At 64.6% G+C, this 13470-nt stretch carries 18 protein-coding genes; 8 read left to right on the forward strand and 10 right to left on the reverse strand.

Annotated elements, in window-relative coordinates; translation table 11 throughout:
- Window positions 1-115: 115 nt before the first annotated feature.
- Both CAL13_RS13775 and CAL13_RS13780 read right to left on the reverse strand, forming a co-directional pair.
- On the reverse strand, window positions 116-1408 hold the full coding sequence (locus CAL13_RS13775; protein WP_086057903.1) for an aspartate carbamoyltransferase: 1293 nt from the start codon (window positions 1406-1408) through the stop codon (window positions 116-118).
- Between the two features lie 81 nt (window positions 1409-1489).
- On the reverse strand, window positions 1490-2767 hold the full coding sequence (locus CAL13_RS13780; RefSeq protein ID WP_086072694.1) for an MFS transporter: 1278 nt from the start codon (window positions 2765-2767) through the stop codon (window positions 1490-1492).
- Between the two features lie 71 nt (window positions 2768-2838).
- Between CAL13_RS13780 and CAL13_RS13785 the strand changes: the two genes are divergently transcribed.
- Window positions 2839-3462 (forward strand): TetR/AcrR family transcriptional regulator, encoded by a 624-nt coding sequence (locus CAL13_RS13785; RefSeq protein WP_086057905.1) that lies wholly within the window; start codon window positions 2839-2841, stop codon window positions 3460-3462.
- Here the strand turns inward: CAL13_RS13785 and CAL13_RS13790 are convergent.
- Window positions 3447-3956 (reverse strand): hypothetical protein, encoded by a 510-nt coding sequence (locus tag CAL13_RS13790; RefSeq protein WP_086072695.1) that lies wholly within the window; start codon window positions 3954-3956, stop codon window positions 3447-3449. The genes CAL13_RS13785 and CAL13_RS13790 overlap by 16 nt on opposite strands.
- A 99-nt stretch (window positions 3957-4055) precedes the next feature.
- Between CAL13_RS13790 and CAL13_RS13795 the strand changes: the two genes are divergently transcribed.
- Window positions 4056-4313 (forward strand): hypothetical protein, encoded by a 258-nt coding sequence (locus tag CAL13_RS13795; RefSeq protein ID WP_086072696.1) that lies wholly within the window; start codon window positions 4056-4058, stop codon window positions 4311-4313.
- Between the two features lie 71 nt (window positions 4314-4384).
- The gene (locus tag CAL13_RS13800) at window positions 4385-4654 is read left to right on the forward strand and encodes a hypothetical protein (RefSeq protein ID WP_086072697.1); all 270 of its coding nucleotides are present in this window, start codon (window positions 4385-4387) and stop codon (window positions 4652-4654) included.
- Between the two features lie 4 nt (window positions 4655-4658).
- Here CAL13_RS13800 and CAL13_RS13805 read toward each other — a convergent pair whose 3' ends face one another.
- The 3 genes from CAL13_RS13805 to CAL13_RS13815 form a co-directional block, all read right to left on the reverse strand.
- Window positions 4659-5084, reverse strand: a complete 426-nt coding sequence (locus tag CAL13_RS13805) for a BPTD_2524 family lipoprotein (protein ID WP_086057908.1) — start codon at window positions 5082-5084, stop codon at window positions 4659-4661.
- A gap of 64 nt (window positions 5085-5148) precedes the next feature.
- Window positions 5149-5364 carry a hypothetical protein gene (locus CAL13_RS13810; protein WP_086072698.1) on the reverse strand — a complete coding sequence of 72 codons (216 nt, stop codon included), beginning with the start codon at window positions 5362-5364 and terminating at the stop codon, window positions 5149-5151.
- 77 nt (window positions 5365-5441) lie between these two features.
- A complete protein-coding gene (locus CAL13_RS13815) occupies window positions 5442-5579 on the reverse strand; it encodes an entericidin A/B family lipoprotein (RefSeq protein ID WP_086057910.1) in 138 nt (45 codons plus the stop codon).
- A gap of 243 nt (window positions 5580-5822) precedes the next feature.
- Here CAL13_RS13815 and CAL13_RS21255 point away from each other — a divergent pair, with 243 nt between their 5' ends.
- Both CAL13_RS21255 and CAL13_RS13825 read left to right on the forward strand, forming a co-directional pair.
- Window positions 5823-6020 carry a hypothetical protein gene (locus CAL13_RS21255; RefSeq protein WP_157664484.1) on the forward strand — a complete coding sequence of 66 codons (198 nt, stop codon included), beginning with the start codon at window positions 5823-5825 and terminating at the stop codon, window positions 6018-6020.
- A gap of 122 nt (window positions 6021-6142) precedes the next feature.
- Complete coding sequence (locus tag CAL13_RS13825; RefSeq protein WP_086072700.1) at window positions 6143-7768, forward strand: NAD(P)/FAD-dependent oxidoreductase; 1626 nt, start codon at window positions 6143-6145, stop codon at window positions 7766-7768.
- 11 nt (window positions 7769-7779) lie between these two features.
- On the opposite strand, the gene CAL13_RS13830 is transcribed toward CAL13_RS13825, so the two are convergent.
- Window positions 7780-8139 (reverse strand): hypothetical protein, encoded by a 360-nt coding sequence (locus tag CAL13_RS13830; RefSeq protein WP_086072701.1) that lies wholly within the window; start codon window positions 8137-8139, stop codon window positions 7780-7782.
- A 173-nt stretch (window positions 8140-8312) separates the two neighbouring features.
- On the opposite strand from CAL13_RS13830, the gene CAL13_RS13835 reads away from it, so the two are divergent.
- Window positions 8313-9746, forward strand: coding sequence for an aminotransferase-like domain-containing protein (locus CAL13_RS13835; protein ID WP_086072702.1), 1434 nt, complete (start codon window positions 8313-8315; stop codon window positions 9744-9746).
- Window positions 9747-9763: 17 nt separating this feature from the next.
- On the opposite strand, the gene CAL13_RS13840 is transcribed toward CAL13_RS13835, so the two are convergent.
- Window positions 9764-10039: a DUF1488 family protein gene (locus CAL13_RS13840; protein WP_086057915.1), complete on the reverse strand. Its 276-nt coding sequence runs from the start codon at window positions 10037-10039 to the stop codon at window positions 9764-9766.
- 250 nt (window positions 10040-10289) lie between these two features.
- Between CAL13_RS13840 and CAL13_RS13845 the strand changes: the two genes are divergently transcribed.
- Window positions 10290-10448, forward strand: a complete 159-nt coding sequence (locus CAL13_RS13845) for a DUF3309 family protein (RefSeq protein WP_086059465.1) — start codon at window positions 10290-10292, stop codon at window positions 10446-10448.
- Between the two features lie 85 nt (window positions 10449-10533).
- Here the strand turns inward: CAL13_RS13845 and CAL13_RS13850 are convergent, their stop codons facing one another.
- Window positions 10534-11256, reverse strand: a complete 723-nt coding sequence (locus CAL13_RS13850; protein WP_086072703.1) for an SDR family NAD(P)-dependent oxidoreductase — start codon at window positions 11254-11256, stop codon at window positions 10534-10536.
- Window positions 11253-12188, reverse strand: a complete 936-nt coding sequence (locus tag CAL13_RS13855) for a Bug family tripartite tricarboxylate transporter substrate binding protein (protein WP_420042454.1) — start codon at window positions 12186-12188, stop codon at window positions 11253-11255. Before CAL13_RS13855 ends, CAL13_RS13850 begins: the two co-directional genes overlap by 4 nt.
- Before the next feature lie 217 nt (window positions 12189-12405).
- Between CAL13_RS13855 and CAL13_RS13860 the strand changes: the two genes are divergently transcribed.
- The gene (locus CAL13_RS13860) at window positions 12406-13467 is read left to right on the forward strand and encodes a cyclase family protein (protein ID WP_086057918.1); all 1062 of its coding nucleotides are present in this window, start codon (window positions 12406-12408) and stop codon (window positions 13465-13467) included.
- Window positions 13468-13470: the final 3 nt, after the last annotated feature.

The raw sequence follows: 13470 nt of genomic DNA on the forward strand, positions 1-13470 counted from the left end.
TCCGCGGCTGGCTGGCTCAAACCGGCTGGGTTGCAACCGAATGCGCGTCCGCCTGTTCGAACCAACCGCGCGGCACAAGGGGTACTGTGCGGGCTTCGCCCGCACCCGCCCAACCTCAATCCAGACCGTGGAAGGCCGAATCGTCCGGGCCGATGTGGGACGGATGCCGCCACGTCACATCGCGCATCGAATGCTGGACCAAGCCTTCGACGCCAAGCAGCACGGCAAAAATCGCCATGCGGATCGGAATACCGTTGTCCGTCTGGCGAAAAATCGCCAGCCGCGGGTCGTGGTTCAAATCCACGCTGAGGTCATTGGCGCCAGGGCGGCTGTCGCGAGGCAGCGGGTGCATCACGATGGTATCCGGGCCGCAATAGGTGTCGATAATGGCGCGGTTGATCTGGAAATCGGGCGTATAGCCTTCCTGCGCCTCGTCCGCGAAGCGCTCCTTCTGCACCCGGGTGGCATAAATCACGTCGGCGCCCGCCAGGCCTTCGGCCAGCGACTGCTTCTGCTCGATGACGTTATCGTGCCGCGCGGCCTGCTCGATGATGTAGGACGGCATCTCGAGGCCCGGCGGCGCGATCAGGGTGAACTTGACGCCCCGGTACAGCGACAGCAGTTTGATCAGTGAATGCACCGTTCGGCCGTACTTGAGATCGCCCACCATCGCGATATGCGCGCCATCCAACAGTTTCCCCAAACGCGAGAATTCCGTCAGGATGGTGTACAGGTCCAGCAAGGCCTGGCTCGGGTGCTCGCCCGGGCCGTCGCCGCCATTGACGACCGGGATATTGGTCGCCCGGGCAAATTCCGCCACCGAACCTTGTTCCGGATGCCGGATGACCATGGCGTCGACGTAGCCGCTCATGACGCGGCTCGTGTCGTAAATGGATTCGCCCTTTGCCATGGACGAGAAGGTAAAGCCGGTGGTGTCGCACACCGACCCGCCCAGACGGCAGAACGCGGCGCCGAAACTGACGCGCGTACGCGTGCTTGCCTCGAAAAACAGATTACCGAGCACGGCGCCTTCCAGAACGCGCGAAACCTTCTGCCGCCGGGCGATGGGCTGCATCATGTCGGCAATGCGAAACAGATCTTCCACCGACTCGCGCGAAAACTGGTCCACCGACAGCAGCTGATGCTTGCCCTCCACCGCGATGCGGTCGCGCAACGGCCCGTTCTGCGCGCTTTGCGTGTACTTTTCCCGCAGCACGCCGTTTTGGACGATCTCCGTGACGAACCGCTCCACCACTTCAGGCATGGCCCGGTATTCCTGGGAGCCTTCGGGCAGGAGCCAGGTATCGAGCGCGCGGCGCTTCACCCCGATACGGGCGGCGAAAACATCGCGCGTCAGGTTCAGACGACGCATGGCGTCGCGCAGGAAAGCTTGCTGGGAGATGGACATGGTGGCCTCGAAAATATACGCACTGCGTATATTACGACCACCCAACCCGATGGTCCAATAAAATTTGCGTATAGCGGCCTATCAAAGTACCGGCACTGCGCGCGCGGCTTTCGCCTGCCTGATCTGTAAAGCGATGACCGCGGCGATGATCCCCGTCGCGCCCGAGATGACGAAGGCCGTCAGATAGTTCCCCTGCGCCTGACGCAGCGCGCCCGCCATGAAAGCGGCGCTGGCTGCGCCCAATTGATGCCCGGCGACAATCCAGCCGAACACGATGGGCGCATCGCGCTCACCGAAGCTTTCCACCGCCAGACGCAGGGTGGGCGGCACGGTGGCGATCCAGTCGAGGCCGTAGAACACGGCAAACACACCGAGGCTGTATATCGAAAAATCGGAAAACGGCAGAAAGATCAGCGAGGCGCCGCGCAAGCCGTAGTACATGCACAACAACTTGCGCGGGTCATAGCGGTCCGTCAGCCAGCCCGAAGCCGTGGTGCCGAACAGGTCGAACAAACCCATCATCGCAAGCAGGCTGGCGGCTCGCACCTCCGGAATCCCCTGGTCGCTGCACAGCGCAATGAAATGTGTGCCGATCAGGCCATTGGTGGTGAAACCGCAGATGAAAAACGTCGCAAACAGGAACCAGAAATTCCGGCTGCGGACGGCCATTGCCAAGGCGGAAAAGGCCGCCTTCAAGGGATTGGCGTGCGATTGGGAAGGGGTCGCCTCATGACCCGGCGCGGCGCCGTAAGGAACCAGACCGATATCGGACGGCCTTTCCGGCATCAGCCACCAGGCCAGCGGGAGCAGCGCCAGGCAGACCGCCGACACCGTCAGCACCACAGGCCGCCAACCGCCGGCTTCGGCCAATGCCGCCATGCCCGGGAGAAAAATCAGGGTGCCAGTGGCCGTACTGGCCGTAAGGATTCCCATCATCAGGCCTCGGTGCTTGACGAACCAGCGGTTGATCACCGTCGCGCCAAACACCACTGCGACGCACCCCGTCGCAACGCCGGACAGCACCCCCCAGGACAGCACGAGCTGCCAGGGCTCCGTCATCCATGCGCTGGCGCCGCTGGCCGCCGCCATCAGCGCCAGCGCGCACAGCAGCGTGCGGCGCACGCCGAAGCTTTGCATCAGCGCCGCAGCAAAGGGCCCCACCAGGCCGTAAAGGAAAATTCCGATGGCTGCGGACAGCGACGTCACGTCGCGGCCCCAGCCGAATGCCTGTTCCAAAGGCACGATCAGCACGCCCGGCGCGGCGCGCTGCCCGGCGCCCACCAGCAACGCGACAAATGCAATCGCCACGACGACGAAGGCATACTTCTGTCCAAAGGGGCGGGAACGGGCTATAGTCATGTTACTAACCGGTACGTTGCAGGTCGCGGCATAATACGTACCGCTCGGTAACACTGTCAAGCACCACTGCCATGAATCGCTTTACGCCCTCCCCGGCCCCGGAACAGTCCGGCGAAACGCGCGAACCACGCGCGGCCGATCGCATCCGGCGCACCGCTGGCGAACTGTTCTACAAGGATGGCATCCGCGCCGTCGGCGTTGACGAAATCGTGACGCGCGCGGGCGCCACCAAACCGACGCTGTACCGCAGCTTCGGCTCCAAGGACGAGCTCGCCGCGTCATACCTGCGGGACTACCACGCCGCCTTCTTCCGACGCTTCGACGAGACGATTGCGCCGCATGCGGGCGATCCCCGCGCGCAATTGCTTGCCTACTTCCGCCACATCGCCAAGCGCACGCAAACGCCCGGCTTTCGCGGATGCGCTTTGACCAACGCGGCCGTCGAATACCCGGGTGAAACAGGTACCCATCCCGCGCGCGCCATCGCCGAAGCCAATAAACGCGAACTGCGGACCCGCCTGCGCGAGCTGGCGCGCCAGGCGGGCGCCCGGGAAGCGGACGCGCTGGGCGACGCGCTGATGTTGCTGCTTGAAGGCTGCTTCGTCTCGCCGCAACTGTTCCCGCACCAGGAAGGTCCGGCGCGGATCGTGGCCGACGCCGCGGAAAAACTGATCGATGCCTATCTGACGGCCTGAACCGGCCCCGCAAACACGCCCGACCGGGTGTAATCGGTCCCGGGCCACGGCGTCGGCCGGGTCGCCGCAACGGCGGCAGTCTTCGACCGGTAAGCCACGTCGTCCTGAGGGCTGCCGAGCCCCGCGGCGGCAACGCCCCAGCATCCGATGACGAACGCCGCCACGCTACCGCAGTATGCGATCGCGGCAAGCAGCATGGGAAGCCAGTGCCCTTTTCCCGCCCGACCCGCCGCGATCTGCCGGAATACGCTGAAGTGCGCAAAGTAGGAAAACAGCATCCCTATCGCGCAGGCCGCCAGCCCGATCGCATACGCCGCAATCGGCTGCCTAAGCTCCGGCGCGTCGACATCGCCGCCAACTACGCCGAGGGAAAAAGCCGCCAGCATCAACACGCCCAGGCCGTTGATCCAGCCGAGAAAACGAAAACCTGTCAGGGCGTGTGAAGCCAGAGCCTGATAGGCGTTGGAAGCGCGAGGATGGTCGGTATGGTCCATGGTCCCAGAGACAAACGACGGGAGACGCAAGCATAGCGAGGTTTGCGAAGGACGGGAACGCGCCTTGCACATCAGCAGTCTGGATGACAGGAGCCAAGCATGAACGAGCCAGATTCCCGCCCCGGTGGCGGCAACCGCGCGTCGCGTCCGCGGGAGAACGACGCAAAAGGCAAGGTGTTCCCACCCGATTCCCCGGTGGACGTCCCGAACCTGCCCCGTCCGCCCAAGAATGGTGCACCCGACGAAGCCCGCGACAGCGGCCAACCGCGCGAAGACGCGCAGACCGACTCCAGCTGGGCGGACAACACCAAGCCGGCGCCCAACAAAAAGAACGTCCGCGACCACAATATTTTCTAAGGACCGGCTGCAAATTTTGCCTGCTCTGCGGGGAAAACTTTGCATTGGCCGAACTGCACAGGAGATCATTCATGCCCGAAACCAACCGCCCGGCCTCCCCTGACGCCCCCGAACGCGATCCCAAGTCGCCCACCGAGTCCGCCGAAGAAAAGGCCCGCATGGGCACGCGCATTCTCCCCGAGCCCGATAAGGCCCCCATCGTGGCGGGCATGCCGCGAGAGGGCCGCGTTCTCTCCGATCCCGGACACCCGGGCATTCCGCGTCCCGAAGACGACGTTTATGCGAATGAGCCGTCGGACCTTTCAGAAAGGGACCCGGCCACAGGAAAAAACCGTCCCTGAGGTGTCAATCCGCGCCCGGCCGGCATACCGGCGTGGCGGTCTGAATGGATTGCCGGGCCGCGGCCAGTTCCTGGGCGTCCCAGGGCGCCGCGCCCACCACGGTTACGGTTACCGTGGACGTGACCTTGGTATTGGGCTTGGTTTCGATGATCTCCAGATGCCGCGTGGGCTCCGGAAGCTTGAACACTTCGATCCGGGTCGTGGCGAACTTCTCGTCCACCGAATGGTTGTCGCCATACCGGAGGCCATACCGATATTCGCGTTCGGTATGGCACACGCGGACGAATTCGCTGGCGCGCCGGTAGGCCGCGTCATAGGGCGCGGACACATCGAACGTTACGCTGGGATAATCGCCGCCAGGCTCGATGCCGGCGGCGCAGCCGGCAAGCATCAACAACGAGGCGGCCAACCACGTACGGCGTCGGGGCATATCCACTCCAAAGCTTGAATCCGAAGCGTGGATTATGCATCAGCGGACTGCCCGCCTTGGCCGGTCACCGCGCCGCCATCGGCCCCCGGTAGGAACCCAATGCCGCGGCGCCGGGTGGCGTCATGGTGGCCTTGCCATCGCGATCCTCGATGTAGTTCATCGCTTCCAGCTGGCCCCGGACGGGTTGCGGGATTTCGAAGCCAACCAGCGACGCATGGGACCGCAATTCCTTCAACCAGCGGAACTGGTCCGGGGTCAACGAGGGCTTGGTTCTGAACATTGTTATCGCCTCCTGGGTCTTGATCGGGACGTCGTGCGGACGCTGGCGTGCCGCAGCCCGCCAGCGCGTACCAGATGTCAATTGTGGCGGTCCGCCGCACCCTGGATCTTTTCTCCGCCGCGCTCGATATCCTGGCCGGCGCCATGAATGGTGTTGCAGCCGGACGCCAGAGCGGTAATGGCCAGGAGCACGGCGAGTATCGCTTTGTTTTTCATCGGTCTTTCCTTTTCAGAGAGGGATCGAAGATCGTTGCAAGGGAAAGGCGGGCCTTTCCCACGGCGTCCAGCAGAGCAAGCATCGTGCCCGCTCACCCGGGAACCCGACCTATTCCTTTGCCGAATCAGCGCAAGGGCGCAAAAAGGGCCTTACCCGCGCTTCTCGCACGCCGCGCGCCGGGCGGACCAGCCGTCGGGAATACCGCTTGCCTTATCGTGGTTTCCGTCACTTCGGGGATCACCATGCCGATCGCACCCAACACGCTGAACCCGCGTTCGCCCAGCTCCGCCACGGTGGGCGAAGAAATCCTGGAAAACGCCGAGACGAGCGCGCATCGCGAGCCGGCGCCGGGCGAGCCGCCCCTGCCGACGCCGGCGCCCACACCGGGCGATCCACCGGATACGCCCCCATCCCCGGAGGCGACCCCGTCGGCTCGCTGAACGTCGCCCCGCCGACGGTGGGGGCGCCCTCTAGTACACTGCGGCCTGCGGCGCAACGCCGCGCCGCATCCCACGCGATGCGTCGATTCCCAATGCGCCATAAGCGGCGCCGGACTTGCACCATGCTACGCGTTTCAGAAATCAAGCTTCCCCTGGACCACCCCGAGGAGGCCCTGCCTCGCGCCATTGCCGACCGGCTGGCGATTCCCGCGGACGATCTGCTGTCCTTTCACGTTCACAGGCGCGGCTACGACGCGCGCAAGCGCGACCATATCCAGCTGGTCTACACGATCGATGCCGAGCTACGCAATGAATGCACGGTACTGGCGCGGTTCCACGCCGACCCGCACGTCGTGCCCACGCCCGATATGCGGTACAAGTTCGTCGCCAACGCCGCCGCGGCGCCAGATGCTCCCCGTCCCGTGGTCGTCGGCATGGGACCATGCGGGCTCTTCGCCGGCCTGATCCTGGCCCAAATGGGCTTTCGTCCCATCATCCTGGAGCGCGGCAAAGCCGTGCGCGAGCGGACCAAGGACACGTTCGGGCTTTGGCGCAAGCAGGTGCTGAATCCGGAATCCAATGTGCAGTTCGGGGAAGGCGGCGCCGGCACGTTCTCGGACGGCAAGCTGTACAGTCAGATCAAGGACCCGCGCCATCTGGGACGCAAGGTACTGGAAGAATTCGTACGGGCGGGCGCGCCCGAAGAGATCCTGTACGTCAGCAAGCCCCATATCGGCACCTTCCGGCTGGTCAGCATGGTGGAGAAGATGCGCGCCTCGATGGAGGCTCTGGGCGCCGAGATTCGCTTCGAGCAGCGAGTGGCCGACCTGGACCTGGATCAGGGACGCATCCGAGGCGTCATGCTGGCCAGCGGAGAATACCTTCCCTGTTCGCATCTGGTGCTCGCCGTCGGCCACAGCGCGCGCGACACGTTCCAGATGCTGCATGATCGCGGGGTGTACCTTGAAGCAAAGCCCTTTTCCATCGGATTCCGGATAGAGCATCCCCAAAGCCTGATCGACCGGGACCGTTTCGGCAAGCACATCCGCCATCCGGTGCTGGGCGCGGCCGATTACAAGCTCGTGCACCACTGCCGCAACGGCCGCTCGGTGTACAGCTTTTGCATGTGCCCGGGCGGAACGGTGGTTGCCGCGACCTCCGAACCGAACCGGGTCGTGACCAACGGCATGAGCCAGTATTCGCGCGCCGAGCGCAATGCCAACGCGGGCATCGTCGTGGGCATTACACCCGAGGACTATCCCGGCGGCCCGCTGGCCGGCATCGCTTTCCAGCGCCATTGGGAATCGCGCGCTTTCGAACTGGGGGGCGGCGGGTATCTGGCGCCGGCGCAGCGTGTGGAGGACTTCCTCGCGGGCCGGCCGTCCACAGCGCTGGGGACCGTTCAGCCCTCATACACGCCCGGCGTGACACCCACCGATCTATCGACCGCCCTGCCCGACTACGCAGTACAGGCGATCCGGGAAGCACTGCCCGCGTTCGACCGGAAAATCAAAGGCTACGCGATGGCCGATGCGGTCTTGACCGCCGTTGAAACGCGCACATCGTCACCGCTGCGCATCCGCCGCAAGGACGACGACTACCAGAGCGTGAACGTTGCTGGCCTGTACCCTGCGGGAGAAGGGGCCGGTTATGCGGGCGGCATCTATTCCGCGGCCATCGATGGCATCGAGGTCGCCGAAGCCGTGGCGCGCGACATCGTCACGCGTTTCGCATCCAAGGTTGCCTGAACAACTCACCTTTAGCCCTGCCACTGGCCGGCGACACGGCGGCCGAGCGCGGCGACGGCGCGCTGCAGCGACCGCATCCCCGCACGGCAGCGCCGCCGCCAGGCGGCCAGGACAGGCGTCGGCGGGATCACGCGCACGCTGGCGCCCCGGCTTGCGCGCAGCGTCACCTGCCCGCCATAGGCCAGTTCATGGCTTTCGCCGCCCCGCACCGGTACGCACAGACTGAACCCGGCGTCGCCCAAACCGTCCACGCGCTCGATCACCGTGACCGAGCCCTTCAAACCCAGGATCACCGTGCGCCGGGGCAGATAGACGACTCGCATTTCTCCTTGGCAAAGCGCGAGGTCCTGCCTGGCCTTGTCCGTCTTCATGATTTCGCTCCATTCCGTGAACACAGCGAGCTTAGGCGTCGGCCTGCCTGCCTTTTAGACACACGGCCGATGTTTGTTCGGCGGAGCAGCTGTCACGCGCTATTTCTGTTACTGTCGGATTCATCCTCAACTGTGCCTATTCCCTCCCTTCAGGCATACGCAATGATTGCGGCATGGAACAGCCTCTGTATCAGCGTTTAGCCGATCATTATCGGCAGGCCATTTATTCCGGTGTTCTCGCCCCCACCTCCCGCATGCCGTCCGTCCGGACCATGGTGCGCCTGCACCAGGTCAGCATCAGCACAGCGCTTCAGGCTTGCCGCAGCCTGGAAGACGACGGATTGATCGAGGCCCGGCCACGTTCCGGTTATTTCGTCCTTAAAACGAAGCGGAGCAAGCTTCTTCCGGCTGATGAGCCCGACACCCGCCAGGTGCTGGACGCGGCTTCCTATGTCGGGATCCACGACCGCGTATCCGACTTTATTGCCAAAAGCGCGATACATCCGCCACGTGTGGATCTGGCGAGTTCGGTCGCGCCCGCCGACGCCTACCCCGTCGATGCACTGAAACAGGCGATGCTGCGCTCCGTACGGCGCTATCCCGATCTGCTGACGAGCCCGGCGCCGCATCAGGGGCATCCCGTGCTCCGGGCGACGCTGGCCCGCCGCGCATTGGACGCGGGCATCAATGCGACGCCGGACGACATCATCGTCACGCACGGCTGCATCGAGGCGCTGAACCTTGCATTGCGCGCGGTTGCCGGCCCGGGGGACACCATTGCAGTGGAGTCGCCGGCTTACTTTGGATTGCTGCAGGTTATCGGGAGCCTGGGCATGCGTGCGCTGGAGATTCCGACCAGCCCGCAACGGGGCCTTTCCATCGAGGCACTGGACCTGGCATTCCAGACCCATCCGGACATCAAGGCGGTCGTCGTCGTCCCCAACCTGCACAACCCCTTGGGCAGCATCATGCCGGACGAGGATAAGGCAAGGCTGGTCGCGTTGTGCGAGCGCCAGGCCATACCCTTGATCGAGGACGACACGTATGGGCCGCTGGCCGACGGCGACGAGCCGCTGCGCGCGGCAAAGGCTTGGGATCGCGATGGAAATGTCATTTATTGCGCATCGATGCAGAAGACACTGGCGCCGGGATCCCGCCTGGGATGGATGATCGGCGGGCGCTGGAAAGCGCGGCTGGCGATGCTGAAGTACGTACAGAGCCGGCCGAATGGCGCCACGCCGCAGGTCGCGGTAGCCGAGGTCCTGCAATCGAAGGGGTACGACCGGCACCTGATGCGCCTGCGGCGCCGCCTGCGCACGCAGCGCGAAGGCATGGCCCGCGCCATTGCCGAACACTTTCCACGCGGGACGCGGCTGAGCGTGCCAAGAGGCGGGATGCTTCTGTGGGTGGAGCTGCCCGATGGCCGCGCTTCCAAAGACGTATTCGAGACGGCGCTCGCCTCCGGCATCCGTGTGGCGCCAGGCCGGATGTTTTCAAACACGGATCGCTACGACCACTTCCTGCGCGTCAGCTGCGCGCATCCGATGTCGCCGGAGGTCCATGCCGCTGTGCGCACACTGGGGCGGATCGTGGCGGGAAAACACTAGGGCGGACAACGCCCGATTCAGCGGCTCGATCCCCACTGCCGGGGAAAATCCGCTTGTCCGAGCATCACCGGCAGCGGGTGGCTTTCCAGGAATTTGCGCTGCGCCAGCGCATGCAGCATGCGGCTGTTGCCCCGATAGGCGACAAGCAGGCTTTCCTCTTCCGCGCCCGCGCCGAAGCGCGCCCGCAAGACCTCCCAGGACACTCCGGCCTTGATTTTGCGCGCGCCGGCCGATGTCTCGAACCAGATCACATGCGCGGCTCGATCGTTGATAGCGTCGTTATCGTGAGTCATAGCGATCTCCGTGCAATGTCGGACCTATCGTAGCGAAGAGGCAAGTTGCCGTGTGTAACGCATTTGGCGTAAAGACGTATTAGGACAACATCCCACGAACGAATGATTGGCTTTTTCATCCGGAAGTGCTTGGCAGGCAGCAGCCTGACGTGATTGGGTCCGATTTTTGCTCTTGCCCTTCCGTGGCCTTATGCCCATCCTCAACGGACTCGGTGGGCGCGGCCATCCCAACGGAAAGAAGGAGAACGACATGACCCTTGGAACCATCCTGCTGATCATCCTGATTCTGCTACTGATTGGCGCCTTGCCCACGTGGCCGCACAGCCGCGGCTGGGGCTATTATCCGAGCGGCGGGCTCGGACTGGTGTTGATCATCGTCATCATTCTTTTGCTTACCGGAACGATATAGGGGTCCGGACGGCGGCGTCCGCCACGCGCCGGTCCCCCGCCTGGAGGCCGGCGCGTTATGCGTGCACCCGATGCAGACAACCCGGCTATGGCGCCTGGCCGACGCTGAGACCGCCGCACACGTATAGCACCTGACCGGTGATGAATCCGGCCCGGTCGTCGAGGAACATGGCGACCGCGTGCGCCACTTCTTCCGGCCGTCCCAGACGGCCGACGGGAATCCGATCGCGGACCTCCACCATTGCCTTGCCGTCAGTGGGGTTGGAGCGCTCGAACAGCGCCGTCGCGATGGGGCCGGGCGCCACGGCATTGACGGTAATGCCGGCCGGCGCCAGTTCCAAGGCCCAGGTCCGCGTCATCGCTGCCAGGCCGCCCTTGCTGGCGCCGTAGACGGTACGTCCGGGTTTCCCGAGCGCCGCGCGGCTGCCGATATTGACCACCCTGCCTTCGCCCGCCGCCCGCATGGCCGGCAGCAGGCCCTGCAACAGAACGATCGGCGCCGTCAAATTCAGAGCGACCGTGCGCTGTATCGCTTCGGCGTCGATCGCTTCGATTGCGGCCACTTCGACCATGCCGGCGTTGTTCACCAAGCGCGTGACCGGCCTTTGCGCCGCCAGCTCCGCGACGGCCGTGCGCGCCGCCTCCGTATCGGCGAGGTCGACAGGCACGAAGGTTTCGCGGGGCAACAGCGCGTCCGGCGGACGCCGGCTGAAGTTGAAAACGTCGTAGCCGTCTTCCGCCAAGCGGGCGACGATGGCGCGGCCGATGCCCCTGCTGCCGCCCGTGACAAGCACCGCGTCCACGGTCATTGCGCCGTAATCCCTTGTTGTTTCACCACGGCGCCCCACTTCTGCCGCTCCGTACGTTCGAACGCCGCGAGGTCGTCGCCGAACAACGTTCCGGGCTGGGCTCCCATGGTCGCGAAACTGGCTGCCACCTCCGGCGCCTTCAAGCCTTCGCGCGCCGCGGCGATAAGGCGGTCGACCACCGCAGCCGGCGTCCCGTGCGGCGCATACAAAGCAAACCATGCCGTCACGTCGAATCCGGGCAGACCCGATTCGGCGAAGGTGGGAAGGTCTGGAACCGACGGATTGCGCTGCAGGGACGTGACCGCGATGCCGCGCACGAGGGAGCCATCCTTGATCTGCGCAAGCGCGCCGGGAAGGTTATCGAACAGCAGGTCGACCTGTCCGCCGGCCACGGCCGGCAGCGATGCGGACGTTCCCTTGAAGGGCACGTGCAGCAGATCCAGATGCGCCACGGATGCGAAATACGCGCCCGTCAGATGCACGGATGATCCGATGCCGGGCGACGCGTACGACATTTTCTTCCCTCGCGTGTCGCGCGCCGCCGCAATGACGTCCTGCAAGGTTTTATAAGGAGATTTGGCGCTGACGGCCAGCACATTCGGCGTGACGGAAACCAGGGCGATCGGCACCAGGTCTCGCTCGGGATCGAAAGGCATGTTCGCATACAGGAACTGGTTGATGCTCTGCGTACCGATGGTGCCCAGGCCCAGGGTATAGCCGTCGGGCTTGCTGCGGGCGACGTAGGCCATGCCGATATTGCCCCCGGCGCCCGGCCGGTTCTCCACCACCGCAGTGGATTTCAGGCTGCCTTGGAGCGCATTCGCGATGGCGCGGCCGAAAAGATCGGCGGCGCCGCCCGGGGGATAGGGGACGACGACGGTAATGGGATGATCGGGGAATCCGGCAGCGCCAACGCTGCAACTGACGGCCATGGCCAGCGCGGCCAGCCCACGGCGCCACAGCGCCGCCCGGGAAAATCGGGGCATGCTTGTCTCCTGTCCGCCTGAGCGGGTGTTCTTATGAAACTGCAATCGCCGCGACCCCGACAGGCGCGAAACGTGGCGGGCCGCGGCCTTCGAAAAGTCGGTGAATCCGTACTATAGTTTTTGCGGAAATATAAACATAGAACCTTTCGAGGAGACAACCCGCATGCAACGATGGAAATGCAGGCCCGAAGGTTCAACCTGGGGCGACTACGGGCCGGATGACGAATTGGGCCGCCTCAATCTGCTGACTGAAGAAAAAGTGCTGCAAGGCGTGCGGGAAGTGCGGGCCGGCAAGGTTTTCTGCCTGTCGCTGCCGCTGGACCTGCCCGGCGGCAATGTGCTCAACCCGCGCCGGCGTCCGCCCCTGCTCGGACCCGTGTCCCGGGACGGACGACCGACGGTCAACTTCCCGCTGCGCCGGGAAGACGCCAGCGCCATCGACGTTCTGAACGACGATCAGGTGACCCTGACCTTGCAGTACTCCACGCAATGGGATGCGCTCAGCCATGTAGGCGCACTGTTCGATCTGCATGGCGACGGATCGCCTCGGCTGGCGTACTACAACGGCTTCGAAGGGGGCGTCGATATCCTGGGCGGCGAGGATGCTGCTCCTGGCGGCGGCGCACACGCCGACGCTGCTGCCGCATGTTGTCCGCCGGGCGGCTCGTACGCCCGCAGGCTCGGTATCGATACGTACGCGCGCAAGGGCATGCAAGGCCGCGGCGTTATGGTGGATCTGGCCCATGCACTGGGTACCCGCCGCACCCTGGTGGATGAAACCACGCTGGCGGAAGTCATGCGAGACCAGAACGTCACGGTGGAAGCGGGCGATATGCTGGTCCTGCGCACAGGTTTTGCGGAAGCAATCGTGCGCATGGATGGACGGCCGGATTTGAAAGAGCTCGATCAGACGGGCGCTGTGCTCGACGGCGCCGACACGGCGCTGCTCGATTGGATCACGCGCTCCGGCATCGCGGCCATCTGCACCGACAACTATGCCGTGGAAGCCTACCCGGCCATGACGTCAGGACCGGTGCGTTCGGTACTGCCATTGCATCACCATTGTCTTTTCAAGCTGGGGGTACCGTTGGCGGAGCTGTGGTATCTGAAGGACTTGGCGGAATGGCTGCGCGAACATGGGCGTACCCGATTCTTGTTGACCGCCCCGCCATTGCGCTTGCCCGGCGCAATGGGGTCTCCCGTGACGCCGGTGGCGACGGTGTGAGCC

The sequence above is a fragment of the Bordetella genomosp. 9 genome (genome assembly GCF_002119725.1).
GTDB lineage: Bacteria > Pseudomonadota > Gammaproteobacteria > Burkholderiales > Burkholderiaceae_B > Bordetella_C.

What these genes read in the sequence shown, in the direction of transcription:
- CAL13_RS13835 (WP_086072702.1), top strand. Translation starts at nt 8,313, where the DNA reads ATGGAACAGCCTCTGTATCAGCGTTTAGCCGATCATTATCGGCAGGCC.
- CAL13_RS13780 (WP_086072694.1), bottom strand. Translation starts at nt 2,767, where the DNA reads ATGACTATAGCCCGTTCCCGCCCCTTTGGACAGAAGTATGCCTTCGTC.
- CAL13_RS13810 (WP_086072698.1), bottom strand. Translation starts at nt 5,364, where the DNA reads ATGTTCAGAACCAAGCCCTCGTTGACCCCGGACCAGTTCCGCTGGTTG.
- CAL13_RS13845 (WP_086059465.1), top strand. Translation starts at nt 10,290, where the DNA reads ATGACCCTTGGAACCATCCTGCTGATCATCCTGATTCTGCTACTGATT.
- CAL13_RS13805 (WP_086057908.1), bottom strand. Translation starts at nt 5,084, where the DNA reads ATGCCCCGACGCCGTACGTGGTTGGCCGCCTCGTTGTTGATGCTTGCC.
- CAL13_RS13775 (WP_086057903.1), bottom strand. Translation starts at nt 1,408, where the DNA reads ATGTCCATCTCCCAGCAAGCTTTCCTGCGCGACGCCATGCGTCGTCTG.
- CAL13_RS13860 (WP_086057918.1), top strand. Translation starts at nt 12,406, where the DNA reads ATGCAACGATGGAAATGCAGGCCCGAAGGTTCAACCTGGGGCGACTAC.
- CAL13_RS13855 (WP_420042454.1), bottom strand. Translation starts at nt 12,188, where the DNA reads ATGGCCGTCAGTTGCAGCGTTGGCGCTGCCGGATTCCCCGATCATCCC.
- CAL13_RS13840 (WP_086057915.1), bottom strand. Translation starts at nt 10,039, where the DNA reads ATGACTCACGATAACGACGCTATCAACGATCGAGCCGCGCATGTGATC.
- CAL13_RS13850 (WP_086072703.1), bottom strand. Translation starts at nt 11,256, where the DNA reads ATGACCGTGGACGCGGTGCTTGTCACGGGCGGCAGCAGGGGCATCGGC.
- CAL13_RS13800 (WP_086072697.1), top strand. Translation starts at nt 4,385, where the DNA reads ATGCCCGAAACCAACCGCCCGGCCTCCCCTGACGCCCCCGAACGCGAT.
- CAL13_RS13825 (WP_086072700.1), top strand. Translation starts at nt 6,143, where the DNA reads ATGCTACGCGTTTCAGAAATCAAGCTTCCCCTGGACCACCCCGAGGAG.
- CAL13_RS13815 (WP_086057910.1), bottom strand. Translation starts at nt 5,579, where the DNA reads ATGAAAAACAAAGCGATACTCGCCGTGCTCCTGGCCATTACCGCTCTG.
- CAL13_RS13830 (WP_086072701.1), bottom strand. Translation starts at nt 8,139, where the DNA reads ATGAAGACGGACAAGGCCAGGCAGGACCTCGCGCTTTGCCAAGGAGAA.
- CAL13_RS13795 (WP_086072696.1), top strand. Translation starts at nt 4,056, where the DNA reads ATGAACGAGCCAGATTCCCGCCCCGGTGGCGGCAACCGCGCGTCGCGT.
- CAL13_RS13785 (WP_086057905.1), top strand. Translation starts at nt 2,839, where the DNA reads ATGAATCGCTTTACGCCCTCCCCGGCCCCGGAACAGTCCGGCGAAACG.
- CAL13_RS21255 (WP_157664484.1), top strand. Translation starts at nt 5,823, where the DNA reads ATGCCGATCGCACCCAACACGCTGAACCCGCGTTCGCCCAGCTCCGCC.
- CAL13_RS13790 (WP_086072695.1), bottom strand. Translation starts at nt 3,956, where the DNA reads ATGGACCATACCGACCATCCTCGCGCTTCCAACGCCTATCAGGCTCTG.